General features: G+C 41.8%; 18 protein-coding genes. 5 read left to right on the forward strand and 13 right to left on the reverse strand.

What is annotated here, in order from left to right; genetic code table 11:
- Positions 1-35 precede the first annotated feature (35 nt).
- The 6 genes from WJR50_RS00110 to tpiA form a co-directional block, all read right to left on the reverse strand.
- Positions 36-578 carry an NUDIX hydrolase gene (locus WJR50_RS00110; RefSeq protein WP_341291167.1) on the reverse strand — a complete coding sequence of 181 codons (543 nt, stop codon included), beginning with the start codon at positions 576-578 and terminating at the stop codon, positions 36-38.
- 188 nt (positions 579-766) lie between these two features.
- On the reverse strand, positions 767-2134 hold the full coding sequence (locus WJR50_RS00115) for a dipeptidase (protein ID WP_341291168.1): 1368 nt from the start codon (positions 2132-2134) through the stop codon (positions 767-769).
- Between the two features lie 73 nt (positions 2135-2207).
- Positions 2208-2849 carry a glycerol-3-phosphate 1-O-acyltransferase PlsY gene (gene plsY / locus WJR50_RS00120; RefSeq protein ID WP_341291169.1) on the reverse strand — a complete coding sequence of 214 codons (642 nt, stop codon included), beginning with the start codon at positions 2847-2849 and terminating at the stop codon, positions 2208-2210.
- A 117-nt stretch (positions 2850-2966) separates the two neighbouring features.
- Positions 2967-7817, reverse strand: a complete 4851-nt coding sequence (locus tag WJR50_RS00125) for a hypothetical protein (RefSeq protein WP_341291170.1) — start codon at positions 7815-7817, stop codon at positions 2967-2969.
- Positions 7818-7983: 166 nt separating this feature from the next.
- Positions 7984-8820, reverse strand: a complete 837-nt coding sequence (gene prmA, locus WJR50_RS00130) for a 50S ribosomal protein L11 methyltransferase (RefSeq protein WP_341291171.1) — start codon at positions 8818-8820, stop codon at positions 7984-7986.
- 2 nt (positions 8821-8822) lie between these two features.
- Positions 8823-9581: a triose-phosphate isomerase gene (tpiA, locus tag WJR50_RS00135; protein WP_341291172.1), complete on the reverse strand. Its 759-nt coding sequence runs from the start codon at positions 9579-9581 to the stop codon at positions 8823-8825.
- A gap of 132 nt (positions 9582-9713) precedes the next feature.
- On the opposite strand from tpiA, the gene trmD reads away from it, so the two are divergent.
- The gene (gene trmD, locus WJR50_RS00140; protein ID WP_341291173.1) at positions 9714-10391 is read left to right on the forward strand and encodes a tRNA (guanosine(37)-N1)-methyltransferase TrmD; all 678 of its coding nucleotides are present in this window, start codon (positions 9714-9716) and stop codon (positions 10389-10391) included.
- On the opposite strand, the gene WJR50_RS00145 is transcribed toward trmD, so the two are convergent.
- Complete coding sequence (locus WJR50_RS00145; RefSeq protein ID WP_341291174.1) at positions 10388-11020, reverse strand: hypothetical protein; 633 nt, start codon at positions 11018-11020, stop codon at positions 10388-10390. The genes trmD and WJR50_RS00145 overlap by 4 nt on opposite strands.
- 350 nt (positions 11021-11370) lie before the next feature.
- Between WJR50_RS00145 and WJR50_RS00150 the strand changes: the two genes are divergently transcribed.
- Positions 11371-12831: an MltF family protein gene (locus WJR50_RS00150; protein WP_341291175.1), complete on the forward strand. Its 1461-nt coding sequence runs from the start codon at positions 11371-11373 to the stop codon at positions 12829-12831.
- Here WJR50_RS00150 and crtD read toward each other — a convergent pair.
- The 4 genes from crtD to WJR50_RS00170 all read right to left on the reverse strand — a co-directional run bounded on the left by crtD (position 12828) and on the right by WJR50_RS00170 (position 16525).
- Positions 12828-14303: a 1-hydroxycarotenoid 3,4-desaturase CrtD gene (gene crtD, locus WJR50_RS00155; RefSeq protein ID WP_341291176.1), complete on the reverse strand. Its 1476-nt coding sequence runs from the start codon at positions 14301-14303 to the stop codon at positions 12828-12830. The genes WJR50_RS00150 and crtD overlap by 4 nt on opposite strands.
- The gene (locus tag WJR50_RS00160) at positions 14296-14667 is read right to left on the reverse strand and encodes a transmembrane 220 family protein (protein WP_341291177.1); all 372 of its coding nucleotides are present in this window, start codon (positions 14665-14667) and stop codon (positions 14296-14298) included. The genes crtD and WJR50_RS00160 overlap by 8 nt, the downstream gene beginning before the upstream one ends.
- A gap of 102 nt (positions 14668-14769) precedes the next feature.
- On the reverse strand, positions 14770-15696 hold the full coding sequence (locus WJR50_RS00165) for a sugar phosphate isomerase/epimerase family protein (RefSeq protein ID WP_341291178.1): 927 nt from the start codon (positions 15694-15696) through the stop codon (positions 14770-14772).
- Between the two features lie 52 nt (positions 15697-15748).
- Complete coding sequence (locus WJR50_RS00170) at positions 15749-16525, reverse strand: 3-keto-disaccharide hydrolase (protein ID WP_341291179.1); 777 nt, start codon at positions 16523-16525, stop codon at positions 15749-15751.
- Between the two features lie 348 nt (positions 16526-16873).
- On the opposite strand from WJR50_RS00170, the gene WJR50_RS00175 reads away from it, so the two are divergent.
- Both WJR50_RS00175 and WJR50_RS00180 read left to right on the forward strand, forming a co-directional pair.
- Positions 16874-18019, forward strand: coding sequence for a Gfo/Idh/MocA family protein (locus WJR50_RS00175; protein ID WP_341291838.1), 1146 nt, complete (start codon positions 16874-16876; stop codon positions 18017-18019).
- A gap of 220 nt (positions 18020-18239) precedes the next feature.
- Complete coding sequence (locus tag WJR50_RS00180; RefSeq protein ID WP_341291180.1) at positions 18240-18980, forward strand: head GIN domain-containing protein; 741 nt, start codon at positions 18240-18242, stop codon at positions 18978-18980.
- A 64-nt stretch (positions 18981-19044) separates the two neighbouring features.
- Here WJR50_RS00180 and WJR50_RS00185 read toward each other — a convergent pair whose 3' ends face one another.
- Both WJR50_RS00185 and corA read right to left on the reverse strand, forming a co-directional pair.
- On the reverse strand, positions 19045-19293 hold the full coding sequence (locus WJR50_RS00185) for a hypothetical protein (protein WP_341291181.1): 249 nt from the start codon (positions 19291-19293) through the stop codon (positions 19045-19047).
- A 112-nt stretch (positions 19294-19405) separates the two neighbouring features.
- Complete coding sequence (gene corA, locus WJR50_RS00190; RefSeq protein ID WP_341291182.1) at positions 19406-20572, reverse strand: magnesium/cobalt transporter CorA; 1167 nt, start codon at positions 20570-20572, stop codon at positions 19406-19408.
- Between the two features lie 170 nt (positions 20573-20742).
- Here corA and WJR50_RS00195 point away from each other — a divergent pair, with 170 nt between their 5' ends.
- Positions 20743-21174 (forward strand): high-potential iron-sulfur protein, encoded by a 432-nt coding sequence (locus tag WJR50_RS00195; RefSeq protein WP_341291183.1) that lies wholly within the window; start codon positions 20743-20745, stop codon positions 21172-21174.
- Positions 21175-21178: the final 4 nt, after the last annotated feature.

Genomic DNA, 21178 nt, shown 5'->3' on the forward strand with positions numbered 1-21178 from the left:
AAAACACGCACCAGTTCTGATTGACTGGTGTTTTTTTATAGCTTTTCTAGCTTGGGTAAAGCATAGTAAAAAGCCGCTACGTGCATGGTCTGAATTAGCTTTTGCTCTGCCAGGAGTTGCTTTACCTCATCAATTGAGTATAATTCTACGTCAATTTCTTCGGTCTCATCCAGAATCTGCTGGGTAGTACGCTTGACTCCGGTAGCCAGAAAAGAAACAGAAAAGTTATTATGGTTGGCAGGGTTAGGGGAAAGCTTACATAGTTGCTCAATATGCGCAGCCTCAAAACCTGTCTCTTCCAGCAATTCTCGTCCTGCTGCCTCAATGGGGTCTTCCCCCGGATCTACGGCACCTCCCGGGAGTTCCAGGTCAATCACACCCAGCGCATGGCGGTACTGCTTAATGAGCACTATTTTTTTATCTTCAGTTACTGCTACTACATTGGCCCAGTTGGGATATTCCAGCACATAATAAGGCTCTACAATGGTACCATCTTCCATACGGCACTTATCCGCCCGCACACGCAGCCACTCATCTTGAATCAAGTATTTCTGTTCCAGGGTTTCCCAGACTTGCATATTATTAGGTTAAAGTTACTGGTTAAAAGTTTATAGACGAAGAGAAGGTTACCACTCTGAAATTGTAGATATTTTGAAGTTTGACCAAAATATTTGATTTGAACTTTGTCAAAGCTATTACAGAGGCGTATAGCCTGCAATGTGCGGAGTAGCTTTGACAAAGTTTTTTAAGAACTAATTCATTTAAATCATGCTTTCTTCATGTCGGCATAATGCTTATAGAAAAGCGTAATGGTTTCTATCCCTTTCAAATAATTGTAGATACCATAACTTTCGTTGGGCGAGTGGATGGCATCTTCTCCCAGGCCAAAACCCATCAGCACAGAATCAAGCTTAAGTTCTTTTTGAAATAATTCTACAATAGGAATGCTACCTCCCTCACGGGTAAGTACCGGCTCTTTTCCCCAGGCTTCAGCAAAAGCTTTTTTGGCAGCATTTATTTCTGTAGAATCCGTAGGGATTACCGCAGGTTGCCCGCCATGATGAGAAGTGACTTCTACCTTCACTGACTTAGGGGCGATAGCTTTCAGATGCTCAGCAAAAAGCTTATCAATTTCTTTATGATTCTGGTCAGGCACCAGACGCATAGAGATTTTTGCATAAGCTTTGGAAGGCAGCACCGTTTTGGCCCCTTCAGAGATATACCCTCCCCATATGCCGTTAACATCCAGCGTAGGACGGATACCAATTCTTTCCAAAGTTGTATAGCCATCTTCTCCTGCCAGCTCGTCTACGCCTAGTTCTTTTTTGTATTTTTCATCATCATGTGGCGCTTTATTCATTTCCTCACGCTCTTCCTGACTTAGCTCTACAATTTTGTCGTAGAAGCCGGGAATAGTGATACGGCCTTTTTCATCCTTCAAAGAAGCGATCATCTCACACAGCACATTGATTGGGTTGGCCACTGTGCCACCATACATGCCGGAATGCAAATCACGATTAGGACCGGTCACTTCTACCTGCATATAACTCATACCTCTCAAGCCTACGGTGATTGAAGGATTATCATTGTCTATGATGTCTGTATCTGAGATCAGGATCACATCAGCTTTGAGCTTCTCCTTATTGTTTTTGACAAAATCAGGCAGGTGGTCGGAACCAACTTCTTCTTCTCCCTCCAGCATAAACTTTACGTTGCAGGGCAGTTGACCCGCTTCCTGCATTACTTCCAATGCTTTGATGTGCATATACATCTGACCTTTATCGTCGCAGGCACCACGTGCATAGATCTTACCATTGCGCACCTGAGGTTCAAAAGGAGGAGTCTCCCAAAGTTCATAGGGGTCAGCAGGCTGTACATCATAGTGGCCATATACCAATACAGTAGGCAGCTTTTCGTCTACCATTTTTTCTGCATACACAATTGGATAGCCGGGTGTTTCGCAGATTTCTACCTTATCAACATTCAACGCTTCCAGTTTCCGCTTAAGATAGTCTGCTGCCTTTAGTACATCCTCTTTGAATTTTTTATCGGTACTGACCGAAGGAATTCTAAGTAGCTCAAACAGCTCTTCAATAAAACGGTCTTTGTGATTTTCTATGTATTCTTTTACCATGGTATACAGGCTTAAACTTTTGAAAAAATAATAGTGTAAAGGTAAAAATTCTCACGCAAACTAGCCGCTGGCGTTAATCTTTCTTGGCCCAGAGATACGTTCGGTTTTCATCTCCCTTGAAAAGACGTATAATATTTTTCTTGTGTGTGATGGCAAGCACCACAAACATCAGGAAGCCGAAAAAGATCAGGATAGGCTCGTCTGTTTTGAAGGGAGGGACCATCAGCAAAAGGGGAAATGCCAAAGTCGCCAACAATGAGCTAAGTGATACGTATTTGGAAAAAGTAAGGGTAAGGAGAAATACTACTATGCAGCTAAGTGCTACCCAGGGCTGTATGGATACTACCATGCCCAGAAGTGTCGCTACTCCTTTACCTCCTTTAAAGTTAGTATATAAAGGAAAAACATGCCCGATAACGGCAGTTACACCCAGCAGGAGTTTATATTCTACAAGTTGTCCGTGGTCAATTGCATGTATTTTGATCAGGAAAAATGCCAGCATAGTGGCAGTCAGGCCTTTCAGAATGTCTACCAACATTACAATTGATCCGGCTCTTTTGCCTAACACCCGAAAAGTATTGGTAGCACCGGCATTTCCGCTACCGTGCTTTCTAACATCCACGCCATGAAAACGAAGTCCGTACCAGACTGCTGTGGGGATAGAACCTAAAAGATATGCAACCACAATAGATAGAATAATCCAGATAATATTCATAGTTACTTTATAACCTCAATAAACAGGGTAAAGTTAGAGAGTTCGGTAATATATCCAAGTGAGTCACCTTATCCGCAAAAAATAAGGCCAACATTTGCTGGCCTTGGATATTAAAAATTAGAATCCATCTCGGTCTGCTTCCGGTTTTTTCTCTTCTGTATCCTCTCCGGCAATCACTGGTGCAGTGGTATTAAAATTATACTGCTCATCAATGCCCAGATAATCTTTACGAAAGCGGTTGATATACTTCATCGTTTCAGCAATATCGCTAAGGAAATAAGCATACTCCCCTCCATCTACTTTTCCAATATTAGACTTGCTGCCTATCACGTCGCAAAACTCCTCGTTGTAAGCCCATACTGCTAGTCGGTTATTCTGATAACTGAAATAATACCAGGAATCAGGCGTAGCCTGCATAAAAAGATTGACCATCATACCTCCCATTTCCAGCGGTTTAATTTCAAGGAAGCCAGTCATGCTTCCATTAACATCCTGCTCCATCACGTTAGATAGCCCCAGGGGAGAAGTACTGTACCAGGCTTTATGCTCATCCGACCATGCCATATCAACATCTGCAAATACTAGGGTTTTTTCTAACTTTCCTGACATAGTCACCAGAGGAGTATAGTTACTGACAGAGCTCTTATCCCAGTCGCGTGCTGCCTGGTCTCCTATCATCTCGGCTAGTTTATAGAGCAGAGTAGTTCGGTCATTGGTAGCCGATGGCGCTCCTGACTTATTGAGCGATTCATTAAGGTCTGCTCCCATAATATCAATCGCCTGAGTAGGCAGGTCAATATTGAACGTCATGAGCGCATCAAGTTTAAACTCATTTGTTTCCAGCTTTCCATCACCTATTGCCGTCGCCTCTATACCAAAAGATTCACTTTTAAATGGCATAAAATCTACCGGACCTTCAAAATTAATGGTCTGCTGGTTTTCATTATAGGCAAAAACTTCTCCTGCCAGGGCTCCTCTATTTTCTTTCTTTTGCGACCTGATAATGTACTCATCCTTTTCTTCATCGTAGGATAGCAAGCCCCTAGGTTTGAAGAAATCAAAATCATCTGGCGAACGCCTGTCCATCACAAAAGTGCTGTAAAGGCTGTTGTCTTTACTGCTGAAGTGCAGACCTGCTGTAAGTGGTTCTCCTGTGCTTGTAAGCGCCTCGTTGAAGTTAAATTCCAGTTTCTTCTGTCCTGCTTCACTGGCATAAGCTATCCAGGTATTGTAATCTGGCCTGCGTTTGAAATCCAGCTTCACTTCTCCATCCAGTTCCAGGGCTTCTTTGGCAGCATGCATACGTACATCTCCCCGATAAAGCATCCCTGGTGATATAATAATGTTTTGATCGGCTTCTGCTCTACCGTTTGCTACTGTATGATAAAATACCTGCCTGCGTTCCTGCACCGTATCCTTCTTAAAATTATTCATTTCAATAGAAAAGGTGTCGGTAGCTGCGATTAACTCATAGTATGCCTTTCCTTGAAACTCATTTCGGGAAAAAATATCAATCGTTCCATTGGTTAAGCGATGGTATTCATTAAGCGTATCAATCACCAAGGTTGCATTCTGAAATGTCTCAAACTTAGCGTTTTCCAATACCTGTAGCTGATTGTTTTCAGGGATTACTTTGGCATCTGCCGCTGCTATATAGGGTACACCAAATATATCCAGCTGTAGTAACGGAATCCGGTAGATAGCTTCTTCCGCATTAAACCAAAGTGAGTCAAGTTCCTCCCTTGTAGCATAGAAGTAGGAGTTTTCAATGTCTACATCCTCAGGTTTACTCATTTTCACGGTCTCTTCTTCCAGATTCCAGACCGCATTGGTGATTGAGGTTTTGAACTGGGCATAAGGAAAAGCAATCGCTGCTACACCTTCCTGTTCAGGGCTGATATTCGCTATGTTTTGCTCGAGGTCAAAATCCAGAAATACATCATCTCCAGCCAAAGCAGGCTTTTCAGGATTGTCTGACTTAATTTCAAAGGTAGCGTTTCTAGCGTCAAAGCGGGTTTGCTCAAAAGTCATCTTCTCTGATGAAGCTTCTGAGCCTCTTGTAAAGAGCGTACCGCTACCCAGCAAGCCCCCCTGCTCAGTGAGGATGGCTGAACCATCCATGGAAGCTGTTTGGTTATAAAATTCAAAGGGCTCGGCGTTATTGGAAATATACATACTATCCACACCCGGTAACCAGAGCATGCTGTAATCTTCTACATAAGCCTGAGGAAAGCTGGTAGTGCCCAATGTACCTTCTCTTATTTCTGCAGCAGTCCCTATAGTAGTAACTGAGTCCATGTAGAAAATAAACTCCTCTGACTCAAGGGTGGAGGTGAGAAAGTCTATGGTTCCGTTTCCTCTCAGGCCATTGGCATCCAATCGCAATTGATTTTTATAAATGGCTGAACCTCCGTACAACTGATAGCCCTCATTTGAAGTATGTTCAAAACCCATAGAGTTATCCGCCATCACCTTAAGTGTTTCATCTACTGGCGGTAAAATGTCGCTGTAGAGCGTACCCGCAAAACCGATAGAAGAAGGGTCTGCATTACTCAAACTATCAATGGCAAATGGAGGGATAACAAAATAAATGGATTTGTCATAAGCTCCATCTAGTACATTTTTATTGTCAAAATATACAATCGCTCCATTTTCGGCATCAAATTTCGGATAATCCGGAAGGGATTTTCGAGCTGATTTATTTTTAGGATCATTGATATAAAGCGTTCCTGAAGTTTGCTTGAATCCATCTCCCATTCTATCGATAAAACTTTCATCTTCAGTAGCACTTTGCAGCGTATTGTCTACTTTTTTACGCTCGCCTTTTTCATTGGGCAGATAGAAGCTGATAGAGTCAATTTTGGGAAGTTCAACTTTAAAGCTATCATAATTAAAGGTAAATCCTTCTCCTACAAACTCAAAGTTACCGGACTGTAGCTTACCATTGAAACGGAAATTTCTTTCCCCCAGCATGGTCACTTCATTGTTAGTAGGCTCAATAGAAACGCCTAAGTCTTCACTGATATTAAACTGTTTTATGCCTCTCATCAGCAGTTCTTTACTGTCAAGCATGATGGTAGCATTGGGGCCGTCATCCTCAAAAGAAGGCATCATCAGGTTATCATAATCCACTCGTCTTGCTTTAGCTAAAGTGTAGTGGATTCCTTTTTTCTTGAGTGTTACTAAGCCCGTTTCAGGTTCGTAGTCTATATAGCCCCTGGTCATCAGGTCCAGCATGGCAGCTTTAAGTGTCTTTTCATTCTGGCCCATATCTCTGGCCATATCATACGTATAAAAGCTCAGCGTATTATTTTTTCTACCATATCCCACTGCCATGATAAGAGGATGAAAACCGTACATCTGCCCTAACTTGTCGAAAGCTTCTTCATTGTAATATTCATGAGACTCAAAGATCACTGGCACCTTATCTCGCGCAGTAAGGGTAGAAACGTTCAGGCTATCAGTACGCAAATCCCAACGCATAATATCTGCCTGAATGTCCATCTTGAGGTGTGTTGCTGTGAAAGGAGTATGCTTATAGCGCCCGCTATTGGAAAGAACCGTAAGCAGGGAGGAGTCCATCGCATACTTAAATTCTACTGCCGGATGGTAGATAGAATCTGAACGCTGGTAAATGGTAATGGTAGATTTGGGGCTGGTAAGTAGTGAGTCGCCTACATTAAACCATTTTGAAATGGCACGAATCTTTTTCTTTCCTCCTCCATTTACTTCAACAATAGCTTCACCTTCCATCAGAGAAGCACTGGTAACCTTACTACCCAGGAGGGAGAATCCACCTATATAGGTCACTATATTTTCATTGACAGACTTTTTATTATATATATCAAACTCTATGTCACTATTGTAAGACATAAAGCGGGGATATCTGGCAGTCTCAAAGCCGGAATGTTTCTGACTGGCAAACTGAAAAGCGCCTTTCACCGGCTCTTTTACTTTACCCTTATAGGTCATATGACCGTTTTCTGCACTGAGGCGAGGCACCCTGGTGTCAAAGTTATACTTCTCAAATGTATAATAGACCGAGTCCTGACTTAAACCCGCTGTTACCCAATCAAACTTTCCACCTTCTCCGACTAGAATATGTTGGTGCAGCATCAAATCTGCTTTAGTCTGGGTAAGGTTCGCAGAGTCGAAGGTAGTAGTAAAGGTAAGATCCATCTTTTCCATATGCATGATAGGACCTATCAACTCAGGTTGAACAGTTTCTTCCACAATATATTCACTTAACTGCTTTACCTCTTCTTCGACTGGTGCAGCGGTAGCTTCCTCGGTAGTATCTTCTTCCCAACCCCAGCCGTCATTCCATTCAGTATCTTCTTCTGCATTTTCCCACTCATCACTGCTTTCAGGATCACCCCACGCTCCATCGCCCCAGCCATCATCTTCACTCCAGTCCGATGCTTCTTCATCACCTGAAGAAAGCGCTACTTCAGGGGTATAGGTATCCTGAGGAGGGGCAATAAAGCTGAAAGAATATTTACCATTGCGCGCGTAGACTTTATTATAGTTGGCATAATATATTGCCTGACGCTGAAAGAAATCTCTTAGGGTAGTAACAGCATACCCAAACTCCTTACGGTCATAATGCTGGGTAGTCTGCAAAAGCATAGAGAGCAGTTCATCCAGGTTTTGCTTAGAGATCTGAGCTGAGTCCACTGCAGCATTGATTGCTGCATAGTAATTGACGTAAAAGGGTGTAAGCTGAAAATTCTTAGCCAGCATCTGAGAGGAAGTGGCCATAATAGTATCTCGCTGCGCAGCAGAAAGTTCCTGCCACAAGCCAGCAAACTGATCCCCTATTTTGATAGCCGTACTATCATTGGTTTTAGTAAGTAGTCTTTTTACATCATCTCCATACACCTCTACACTATCAGTTAGCTGATAGCGTTGTGCACATACAATTTGTGCAATAAGCAGCAGGGTGCTGACGATAGAAAATACCTTCATACGCTTGCTTTTATTCATCACCTATTAAGTGCATAACGTTTTTAGCCCAAAAAAATTAGCTAACAACAAAAATATATCCAGTAAAATTATGCTTCGCCCGAAGAATTGTAAGGTTTAGAGGCATTTAACAGGCTAGGAGCAAATCATAGAAGGGGGGAGGCACTGCTTAGAAGGTTAGTTGTAGGGCTACCCAGTCATTTCTTTCTTTCCGGCCTTTTACTTTTAAGCCACTTGCTAGGGCTTTTTCTTCTATTTGGGAGGCGTCATAATTGTAAAAACCACTCAATACCAGCATACCATCAATTTTGAGTCGGGCAGCGTACATGTCCATTTCTTCCAAAAGCACATTACGATTGATATTAGCCAGGATGATGTCAAATTTTTCTTCTTCCTGAATATCTGTTACCGTACCTGAAAACATTTTGATCTCCGGACAACGGTTGATCTCAAAATTTTCATGCGTATTATCAACAGCCCACTCATTATTATCAAAAGCAATAATTTCGCTTGCACCTTTCAGATGTGCCATAATCGCAAGGATACCGGTTCCACAACCGGCATCCATCACTTTTTTCTGCTTATGGTCTATTTCCAGCTGCCAGCTCAACATCAGGTAAGTTGTGGCGTGATGCCCTGTACCGAATGACATTTTAGGATTGATCACGATTTCGTAAGGAAAGTTCTTTTCAGGCTTATGAAAATCTGCTCTTACCAGGCATTGGTCTTCTACCACAATTGGTGAAAAATTACTTTCCCACTCTACATTCCAGTTTTTCTCCTCTACCCGACTGACACTGAAAGTCACATTTCCTACTCCCTGATATCTGTCTAAAATTTGTTGCAACTCATGCTCATCATAATCAGTTTCCAGAATATAGGCCTCAAAGCCTTCATCCTGCTCCCAGAAAGAGTCATAAGCTAGCTCTGACAACTCAGCAATCAGTATTTCGGTGAGCGTCTCTTTGCACTGAAACTGTAAAGACAGATAAGCTTTCTTCTCCATTCCTAAAATGACTTAGCGATATCAATAAAATCTCTTGATTTAAGGGAGGCTCCACCGATAAGCCCTCCATCTACATCGGCTCCGGCAAAGATTTCCTGAGCATTATCAGGCTTTACGCTACCTCCGTACAGAATAGAAATTTCATCAGCCACACTATCTCCATACTTCTCTGCCAGCTGCTTGCGAATCACCGCATGCATTTCCTGAGCCTGCTCCGCGCTGGCTGTTTTACCGGTACCAATTGCCCAGATCGGTTCGTAGGCAATCACTATTTTGTTGATATCTTCTTTGGAAAGATGGAAGAGGCTTTCTTCTATTTGTTTTTGCACATAAGGATTCTGGGCTTCTCTTTCTCTTATTTCCAATGGTTCTCCGCAGCAGAATATAGGTGTTAAGCCCGCTTTAAGAACCATGTCCAGTTTCTTAGCCAGCAGCTCATTGCTTTCTTCAAAGTACTCTCTTCTTTCACTGTGGCCCAATATTACATACTGCGCACCTACTGATTTCAGCATGCTCACGGAAGTTTCGCCAGTGTATGCTCCGGATTCATGCTCGCTGCAGTTTTGTGCTCCCAGCCCTATATTTGAACCTTTGAGCATAGCATGTAGCGTACTCAGGTGTATAAATGGAGGACACATGATCAGTTGTACATCTCCCGGAAGTTCATCTTCGGCCATATGCTTCACTTCTGAGGCAAGAGCCTGACCTTCTTCCAGAGTTTTGTTCATTTTCCAGTTACCGGCTACTATTTTTTTTCTCATGACAATTGGTTTAGATCAAAAAATCTATAATGTTTTGTGTGCTGTAAAGTTAAAAGAATAGTATCACAGATGTTTAAATACTGTATTCATTTTTGATAAGCTTCTTAAATTTGTGCGTTCAACCGAAAATTTATGAGAATAGATATCATTACCTGCCTGCCCTCTTTATTAGAAAGCCCTTTTTCACATTCTATCCTGAAACGTGCTCAGGACAAAGGCTTAGTAGAAGTTGTTGTACATGATTTACGCGATTTTGCTGTGAATAAACACAAGCAGGTGGATGACTATGCTTATGGCGGAGGCGCAGGTATGGTACTGATGATTGAACCTATCGTACGCTGTATAGAACAGTTACAGGCTGACCGCACTTATGATGAAATTATTTATATGAGCCCGGATGGAGAACGTCTGGATCAGCCTATCGCCAATCAGCTTTCTCTCAAAAAAAATCTGATCCTGCTCTGTGGTCATTATAAAGGGGTGGATGAGAGAGTGCGTGAGCATTATGTTACGCGTGAGATCAGTATTGGTGATTATGTGCTCTCTGGTGGGGAGTTGGCTGCTGCTGTACTGGCTGACTCTATTATTCGTCTGCTTCCCGGCGTGCTTTCTGATGAGACTTCTGCGCTTTCCGATTCTTTCCAGGACAAATTGATTGCCCCTCCTGTTTTTACCCGTCCGGCTGAATTTAAAGGTATAAAAGTTCCTGATGTGCTGCTCTCCGGTAATGATCAGCTGATCCATGACTGGCGATATGAGCAGTCGGTGAAAAGAACGAAAGAGCGGAGACCAGGCTTGTTAGATGATTAGTTGAGGGAAAAATTCTTCAGAAATTTGCTCAGCTTATCATATTTTTCCATCAGTTGCGGAGGTGTATTCTTCTTAAGAAGGGATTTTCTATAAATATTCACCAGTTCCTGAAAGTCTCTTCTTCCTGCCAAACGAGCTAACACTATCCCTCTGAGGCAACGGTTGTAAGCATTGTATGTATATATTAACTTGTGATAAGGGTTATCATTGAATAGCTTATCTAGGCGGTTTACTTCACTATGCTCCTCCAAAAAAGCAAAACCTTTGGTTTGCATAAATCCCATAATTTGTAAAGCAGCAGCTTTGATATCTTCCTCATGCTTCGCTTCAAAACGCAAATGAGGTTGGTCTATCAGCTCTCCCATTTTTATCATCAAAGTATTACTATGTACCTGATAGTCTGATAAACCGGTCGTAAACTGATATGCTAATTGTTCAACCATCTCTATCCTTACACCTAATTTAACATCTATTAAGCTGGGGTAACCTTTTACATTTATCAATATGTTATGAAAACCATTCTTTCTCAGCTTACGAAACTGCTGTAGGTGTTGTAGCCATTGATACTCTTTGTTTCTGAAAAAGGGGTTTAATTCCTTTACAATGAGCTTTTCTGCATCGGTCATCATCTTTTGACAATATTTAAAGATATATTTCTTTTATTATTTATTAAAAAAGTATAATTTTAGCTAAATAAATTAAAATGTTACATGCGGTATGTTTATTGCTGTTTGTAACAAATATCAAAGGACTGTCGTTTATCAACAGGACTTTATAATTAGTATTTTGTAAAATTTTGCTAACATTAGTTTCAAGGATTGTCCCTCTGCATTTGAAAAGACAGCTTTTTGAGAACTAATTTTTAATATTCTGAAGATTATTACCTCGTAAGTGAAGACTGAAAAAGGTATACTAAATCTTAAAATAGAGTATAGTGATAAAGGCAAAAAGTTATATAACATATATATTCCACACCCGATTGCTCCTAACTTTTCTTTTCCTGTTCGTGTTTTCATGCAGTGAGGAGAAGAGCGGCTCAGACCATTACGAGCATCAGGCTAAGGTAACTGAACCAGTTTCATTTGATCTGGATCAGATACGTGAAAGAGGTAGCCTTGTAGCTATTCTGAATAATAGTTCTACAGGTTATTTCATTTACCGTGGTCAACCTATGGGTTATGAATATGAATTACTTACCCGCTTGGCGTCAGAGCTTGACCTCAGATTACAAATTAAGCTTACCAGCGATATTGATGAGGCGGTCCATATGCTCAATGAAGGCGAAGGAGACATCATCGCCTTTAACATGGCCGTAACAAGCGGTCGCCAGGAGCAGGTTGCTTTTACAGAGCATCATAATGAAGTAAAGCAGGTACTGGTACAGCGTAAGCCGGAAAACTGGCTAACGATGAAACGCCATGAACTTGATGAAATTCTTATCAGAAACCCTCTTGAGCTTGACGGCAAAACCATTCATGTTCAGAGAAACTCTGCTTTTGTAACCCGCCTGGAAAACCTGTCTGAAGAAATTGGTGGTAAAATAGATATTGTTCAGGCAGAGATTGGTCAGGATGCTGAAGGACTAATCCGAAAAGTAGCTAATGGCGAGATTGACTACACCGTAGCGGATGAAGATGTAGCTATGGTAAACGCTACGTATTATTCTAATATAGACGTGAGCACACCTGTCAGCTTTCCTCAAAAGATTGCCTGGGCTACCCGTAGTAACGCTCCGCAATTGCTTAACACCGTTAACGACTGGATAATTCAGATGAAGAAGCAAACGGACTACTATGTGATTTACAATAAGTATTACAAGAGTCCGAAAGCATCGCTTCGCAGGGTAAAAAGTACTTATTCTTCCTTGAGCAGCGATAAGATTTCTCCATTTGACGATATTTTCAAGCAGGCTGCTGACAGTTTGGGATGGGATTGGCGTCTGTTGGCAGCTCAGGCCTTTCAAGAGTCTAAATTTGATATTACTGCCGAATCATGGGCGGGTGCAATTGGGCTGATGCAATTACTTCCTGAAACTGGTGAACTGTATGGTATATCTGATATGCATGACCCAATGCAGAGCTTACAGGCTGGTACTGCTTATCTAAGCTGGTTGGATGGCATCTGGAGTAAATACATACCCGACAGTGAGGAAAGAATCAAGTTTGTGCTGGCCTCTTATAATGCCGGTCAGGGACATGTACTAGATGCAAGACGTCTGGCACAAAAATTTGGTAAAAACCCTTCAAACTGGGACGATGTGGCCTATTTCTTAGAAAGAAAATCTGAGCCCGAATTCTTTAATGATCCGGTGGTAGAATCTGGCTACTGCCGTGGCAGTGAGCCGGTAAATTATGTAGAAGATATCATGAGCAGATACGAGCGCTACAAGCAACTGGTAAATCCGGAAGTCATTATGGCCTCAGCCGAAGCTTCAATCTAGCTACCAGGAATCTGTTCGGTCGCTATTTTTGCCGATAGTAGGCTTAGGGGAATACCGCCCCCGGGATGCACACTGCCTCCACAAAAGAACAAATTCTTATACTTTTTACTAAAGTTGGCATGCCGCAGAAATGCGGCATACTTATTATTAGAGCTATTGCCATACAAAGCTCCCATAGAAGATGATGTCCTTGATTCTATCAGCCGGGGGTCAAGTATACTTTCACATTGGATGAGGGGTTTTATATCCTGCTCCAGAATTTGGCTTAGCTTTTTTAGAATATTTTCGCGGGACTGTTGAATGATTTTATCCCAATCCTGCCCTGAGTTATTAGGTACATTGATCATCGTAAACCAGTTCTCACAGCCCGCTGGCGAATCATCTTTCTTGTACTTGGAAGTGATATTGATGTACACTGTAGGATCTTCATACACTTTTCTTTTTCTAAAAATATGCTCAAACTCCTGCCGATAATTTTGGCTGAAAAAGATGTTGTGTAAGCCCAACTCATCAAACTGGCGCGCTATACCCCAGTAAAAAATCAATGCTGAGCTAGACTTCGGTTGATTGAGTAAACGCTTTGGTTGAGGCTGGTCAGCCAGTAGCTTTTTATAAGTATTTACGATATCCATATTGCTGACCAGAAAATCAAAAGGTTGCTTTTCACCATTTACTGTTAGCCCATTTACTTTATTTCCATCCAAATGAATCTTTTCAGCTCTAGCATTGAAATGAAAGCTCACGCCGAGGGATTTAGCCAGTTCAAACAAGCTCATCGTGATTGAATGCATCCCATCTTTAGGAAAATAAGCTCCAATATTAAATTCCAGGTGAGGAATGATATTGAGCGTAGCGGGCGTCTGGTAGGGGTCAGATCCATTGTAGGTCGCATAACGATTAAAAAGCTGTACCAAGCGGGGATCGCTGAAGAAGCTTTCGTTGGCTTCGTTCATGTTACGGAAAAAATCCAGGCGGTGAAGTTGGGTGTAGGCCCGAAGTGCCTGTGGGTTAGCAAAGGTTTGCCAGCGATGCAGAGATTTTTTCATGAACAAGTCAGAAAGCAAATCATATAGCCTTTGGCTATTCTTCAGTACTTTGTCTATCCTACTTTTTGCCTCACCCGTTTTCTGGTAAATCTCTTCCGCAAACTTTTCATGATCTGCGTAAGCTCGCAGTCGTGTACCATCTTCATAAAAATAATGACAGGTGACGGGCAGCTGGATATATTGAAAATGCTCTGCCGGATTCTTACCAGAAAGCGTAAAGAGTTCGTCTACAAGTTCGGGAAGCGTGAAGAGTGAGGGTCCAGCATCAAAGCGATATCCGTCCTGGCGGATTTCTGTAAGCTTACCGCCGGGATAGGCATTGGCCTCAAATACGTGTACTTCATATCCTTTATTGGCAAGGCGAATAGATGCTGCGATTCCTGCAATGCCCGCACCGATAATACCTGCTCTGGAGCGATCAGACATTCCTGGCTACAGTATTTTTTTTTCTGGTAAGCAGATGGAATACCAGTCCTAAAATCCCTACAAGTAAGCCTCCTGCTTCGCGGGTTTGTTCTATATACATTTTTTCTGCGTCCATGCGGTTCATTAAGTTTTCTCCGCTAGACAAAAACTCAAATACACTAGGTAATAGATAAACAAAATAAACTACAAAAATCGCTAAACCAGGAAGAATCAAAGCCATGTTGTATTTCCCAAAAATTGCCATACCTGAGATTACTGCCAGGTAAAGATACAACACAATCCAACTTAGGCTGTCAGGATCATTAAACTGAAAAAATGCAAATAGTGCGAAAAGGACAGTCAGTACAATATTGATAATTTTCATGAAAACAGAGGCTATATTTTAATAAAAAATAAGGCTAAGAAAAGAAGAAAAAAAGGCTTGCAAAATGACATAAGTCATCACAAACCTTTCAAATGGCGTTTGTTAAGAAAGTTTACCACCTACTTTTTCCAGAAGCTTCTTGGTAGCTATGATGCCTTCTTTTTCACTGAGCTCACTCCCTTCATATTCAATCCCCACATAGCCGGTATAGCCAGCATCTTTCACGATCTGCATCATGCGCTCAAAATCTATCTCTTTGCAATTTCCCTTCTTATCAAAGTTGTAAGATTTGGCGCTTACCCCTTTGGCATAAGGCATCAGCTCTTCTACCCCTTTATACTTATCATAAGTTTCTCTCTGATCTATTCTAAAATTGCCAAAGTCAGGTAAAGTACCGCAACGAGGATGACTCACACCTTTCATTACGTCTACCAGCCAGGTGCCTATGGAAGAATAGCCGCCGTGATTTTCTACTATCACATTGATATCATGCTTGTCGGCAAACTCTGTCAGTCTTCCCAATCCATCAATAGCAGCGTCTTTTACTTCGTCTGCAGTGCCTTGTCCGGCAGCATTTACCCGGATAGAGTGGCAGCCCAATTCCTTGGCAGCCTCTACCCACTTATGATGATTTTCTACCGCCTGTGCTCTTTCTTTATCATCAGGAGTACCCAAATTACCTTCACGGTCTACCATGATGAGTACGCTGGTAACTCCATTGTCATCCGCTCTCTTTTTTAGTTCTCTTATATATACGTCATCTGCTTTATCAGCAAAAAGCTGGCTTACATACTCTATAGCACTGATACCATAATCCTGCTTGGCAATCTGAGCAAAGTTGAGGGGATCTAATTCTCCGCTCCTGAAAGCTTTATGCAAAGACCACTGTGCCAGTGAAATGTCAAAAAACATGTTTTGCGATAACAGGCTTGTCTTGCTCAAAAAAGGCAGCATGCTCAAACCGGCAGTGGCTTTTGCACTGGCTGATAAAAACGAACGTCTGTTGATACGTTTATTCAATTCTTTCATAGGTTTTAAATAAAAAAGCATACCTGTGTAAAGAGGTATGTCTGTGTAAAATTTATTGATCCAGCTTTCTTAGCCAGACATTGCGGAAGCTTACGGTATTCCCATGATCCTGTAAGGCGATAGGACCATCACCATGATAAATGATTTTAGGTGTACCAATGTACTCAGTAGTCCCCTGAATCTTGGTAGCATTTTGTACGACTATCCCATTGTGTAAGACTGTAACCTGAGCTTTTTCCAGTAAAGCACCATTCTTTTCATCAAAGCGGGGAGCGGTGTAGATGATGTCATATACTTCCCATTCATTTACAGGGCGCATGGCATTTACCAGGGGAGGGGACTGCTTATAAATACTACCGGCCTGTCCGTTGTAGTAAGTACGGTTATCATAGGAGTCTAGTACCTGTACTTCGTATAAACCCTGAAGGAAGATGCCGCTGTTTCCACGTCCCTGACCTTCACCACTTACTTCCTGAGGTGAGCGCCACTCAATGTGCAGCTGAAAATCTCCGAAATTCTCTTTGGTCTGAATACCACCGGTGCCAGGCTCTACAGTAAAATATCCATCTTCTACTTTCCAGGGGGCAGCGCTGCCATCTTTTTGACTTTCCCAGGCAGATAAATCTGATCCGTCAAAAAGGACAATCGCATCTGATGGAGGTTCAGTCCCTGTGCCGGGCGTTACCTTCGGCCGCTCGGGGTCCCAAAATTCGGTGTCTTCTGGTTTCCAATCTTCTTTGATAATTTCCTGCGCTATGCTGAAGTGAGCGCAAACGAGGCTAAGCAAAAAAACCGTCAATCCGGTTTTCAAAGTTGTTGCTTTAAACATATTAATCGGTTGTGTTTATGATAATTGTTAGAAAAACTACGAAAATTCTGATTGATTATTTTATGAATACTTTCTCTTTTACTATGAGGCTCACTGGATTCTTTCATGACCTTATGCCCATTCATATTTTTTGGAAATTGTAGCCTACGTGCCTATCTCCAAAAAACGCATTTGCAGCAAGCTCAGAAGCCTTAAAAAGTGGTTTGGCTGTAGCTATTGTGTCACAAATTTATAACTTTGTGGATAACGCCCTATTTTTTAATAAGTTAATTTTCTCACCGAATTAAGTGACTGTTTTATTACAAATTTTATAACCTAACTATGGCTACAGTAAACAGAAAACTCAGAATGGGTATGGTTGGAGGTGGTATAGGTGCCTTCATTGGTGGTGTACACCGTATCGCTGCTGCAATGGATGGACAGATAGAATTGGTATGCGGAGCGTTCAGCAGCAAGCCCGAAAAATCCAAAGCTTCGGGCGAAGAACTTTTCTTACCACCTGAGAGAGTTTATGGCAGCTTTGATGAAATGATACAAAAGGAGAAAGCATTGCCTGAAGGCGAACGTATGGATTTTATTTCTATCGTAACTCCTAACCATATGCACGTGCCTCCTGCAAAACTGGCTTTGGAAAATGGTTTTGCCGTCATCTGTGATAAACCGCTTGCTTTTAACCTTAAAGAAGCCAAAGAACTGAAAGAGGTAGTAGAAAAAACAGGTTTGACCTTTGCCCTTACCCATAATTACACTGGTTATCCTATGGTGAAAGAGGGGAGAGATATGATCAAAAGTGGCAAGTTAGGTAAGATCAGAAAAGTAGTAGTAGAATATCCGCAGGGCTGGCTTTCCAGAATTGTTGAGCATGGAGAAAATAAACAGGCTGCATGGAGAGTAGACCCAAAACAGGCCGGCATTAGCAGTGCTATGGGTGATATCGGAACGCATGCTGAGAATCTGGCTGAGTTTATGACCGGTCTTCAGATTACTGAAATGTGTGCTGACCTGACTGCTTTTGGCGAAGGTCGTGAACTGGATACGGATGGTAATATTCTACTCCGCTTTGACAATGGTGCCCGTGGCGTACTACATGCCAGCCAAATTGCTGCCGGTGAAGAAAATAACCTGAAAATATTCGTGTATGGCGAGAAAGGTGGTCTGGAATGGAGACAGATGGAGCCAAACTCTCTTATCGTACGCTGGCTGGACCAGCCCATACAGATTTATCGCCCTGGTGTTGACCGGACTTACCTGGGAGAGAGTGCTATGGCTCATACGCGTATTCCTGCCGGTCACCCTGAAGGTTATCTTGAAGCCTTTGCCAACATTTACCGCAACTTCGCTATGACTTTGCGTGCCCGTATGGAAGGGAAAGAACCCGATCCTCAGCACCTTGACTTTCCTACTATTGACGATGGTATAAGAGGTATGGCCTTTATTGAGAATGCGGTAGCCTCCAGCAAGAGTAGCGAAAAGTGGTATAAGTTTACCATCTGAGTATAAAATCCTGATGGAATGCTTATAAAAAGTCTTTTGCGTATAATCATTTCTAAGCCATGCAAGCCATGGCTTTTTTTTGTGCCTTATCTTCATTTATCGTACTTCTCACGGCCACACAAATAAAGAGTGAAAAAATAAATTAATTTTTTTCCAACCCAAGGTAGGGTAAGCGGTGCCTTAGCTGTATTAATATCAAATGAGATAATGATTAACAGCTATGAAAACGAAAAACATCTTTTATAAAACTTTACCTGCCTTCTTTCTTCTGGTATTTACTTCCGGTTGCTACGTAGATTTTGATGATGATGATTTTGGCCCTGCCATCAAAGGTTCAGGAAATATTATTATTGAGGAGCGTGCTCTTTCCGAATTTGACCGGATTATACTAGAAGGCTCAATGGACCTTATCATCCTCCAGGATGATGAGCAACTGCTGGAAGTTGAAGCCGATGATAATATTGTGCCTATCATCAGTACCAGTGTAAGAGGTGGAGAACTCAAAATCAAAAGCACCCGCTCTTATCGCAGCCGCGATGATGTGAAAATATACATTAGTGTGCAGGACTTGGAAGAGCTAAAAGTACGTGGCTCAGGAGATGTGTACGGAGAAAGTGTATTTACCGGTGACCGTCTCAACCTGGAAATTTCCGGCTCTGGTAATATGGATATGGAAATTTATTATGACCGACTTTTCTCAGAAATTAATGGATCAGGAAACTTTAGTTTGTACGGTGAAGCTCTAGAGCAGGAGGTACGCATCAATGGCTCCGGAGATTATCGCGCTGCCGACCTACTCTCTGAGGAAACTGACATTAACATTTCGGGAAGTGGAAATGGTACTGTAAATGTAAGTGATTTTCTGCGGGCTGAGATTCGTGGTAGTGGAGACATCATCTATTATGGAGAGCCTGAGGTCAACAGCTCAATCCGAGGCTCCGGTAATCTGATCAAACGCTAAAAGACATTATAAAACCTGGATTTCGTCGGGTGAAATCCAGGTTTTTGTTTCTTATCACTTTTCATTAGTTAGAGCTACCTCCGTAGCGCCCTTTATCTATATCTGTTTTATCTGTATTTCGGTTAGGATTTTTCACCGGCGCTTTTTCAGGATCCGGATTATTTTGATCATCCGTATATTTTTTTCTTAATTCCTCTTCTCTTTCAAGTTCTTTTTTATTCTTAACCGTTTTGGTTTCGGATTTATCCTGCATAGTATCTCCTGGCTTTCCTTTGTTATCTTTCCCGGTATGTCTGCTATCTCTCTGTGCCATAATAAAAAAATTTTTCAGTTAAAAAAATTATTTGTATCAATATAACACACTAAAAGCCAAATCGTTATTGTTTTTTAGATAAATAATTGGTTCCGCTTCTTAAATAAACCCCTTAAAACCATTTTCTGCTCCGCATATAAATATACATACTGATACCCAATACAAGCATGCTTCCCACAGCAACAGGGTAACCCCATTCGTAGTGCAACTCTGGCATATGGTCAAAATTCATCCCGTAGATACCTGCCACGAAAGTGAGAGGAATAAAGATTGTAGCGATGATGGTGAGTGTTTTCATCACATTATTCATACGATTGCTAATGGTAGACATATACAAATCCATAAATCCGATCAGCACCTCCCGCTGCGACTCCATAGTTCCGATTACATGGTCTACGTGGCTGTATACGTCATCAAAGAAGCGCATTGTATTCTCCTGAATTAATTCTTCCTCAGTATTAAGCTTTCTTAGTGCATCCCTTAGCGGATATACAATCTTCCGCAATTCTATCAGTTGTCGCTTCTGATGAGTTATCCTTTCTACCACATCATGTTTGGGCTCATGGATAAGCTCATCCTCCAAAGCGTTCATATGGTCATTAATCTCTTCTGTGATGGTATAATAATTATCTACAATCACATCTATCAAAGCATAGAGGAGATAGTCAATTTTTCGCTTTCGGATTCTTCCCTTCTGGTTTTCCAGTCGGTGGCGGACTGGCTCAAATACATCATGTTTTGTCTCCTGAAAAGAGATCAGATAATTTTCTCCCAGGATAAAGCTGACATGCTCTTGCTCTATCAAGCGCGTTTTAGGATTTACTTTCAGCATCTTGAGCGTAATGAAGAGATGGTCTTCATAGTCCTCAAACTGAGGGGAAAGCACAGTATTCATAATATCTTCCATGGCCAGCAGATGCAAACCGAAATGATCTCCTACCTCCTGAATCAATTGCGTATTATGCAGTGCACTAATATTAACCCAGTTAAATTTTTCTTTGCTCATCCGGTTGAGCACTTCCTGCAGGTTATCGCTTTGATGTTTGCTGATGCCTTCTTCGTCATACTGATACAGCGTAATTTCAACAGGTTCTTCAGTATTTACTCCTGTGTAAATAAGAGTTCCCGGAGCAGTACCTGCACTTTCACTGAGTTTGAAAGAATCATGCTTTTTTCGCGTCAGGGACAAAGCGCTGAGTGACATATCTCTGACCGCCCGAGTTACTTTTTTAACATTTCTGGTGGTTTGCCTTACGGATTTTTCTATCTGGTTTTGCATAGCAAAAAATTATTCTTCTCTCACAATTCTATCATTTTTTACATGATAAAAAAACTTTAAAATTTAGATAGATTATAAACTAGGGTCGTCACCAAACAACCTTAAGTGTTCATCTTTTTTAAGTCTGATTTAAGGGAAAATATCTAACGCAACAAAAATTTCTAATACTTATGAAAAGGATGAATCGTAAAATGTTTATGAAAAAGGCTGGATTCTTAAGCCTTACTGCTTTGTCAGGGTCTACCTTATTGAGTGCATGTGGTGGAGCTACTTCAGAAACCAAAAATAATGTGATCCCCGATGAAAGTGCGCCTTCCACTCCCTCACAGTCTTCGCCAGACCCTGCTACTGATCCTTTAAACGAACAGCAAGCTCAGGCAGATTGCAGTGAATACAATCAAGCCCTAACTGAGGCAGATCTGGAGATGCGCAAAAGCCTGGAGTATGTGGCCGAATCTCCAAAAGAGGATCAGTTTTGTGATAATTGTCGCTTTTGGCAGCCAGAAGACTTTGAAGGAGCATGCGGAGGATGTCAGCTTTTTGCTAAGGGAGCTGTAAACCCTCGGGGCTGGTGTAGATCCTGGGTTGCTAAAGAAGTATAAGATT

The organism is Catalinimonas locisalis (assembly GCF_038039535.1).
Taxonomy (GTDB): Bacteria; Bacteroidota; Bacteroidia; order Cytophagales; family Cyclobacteriaceae; genus Catalinimonas.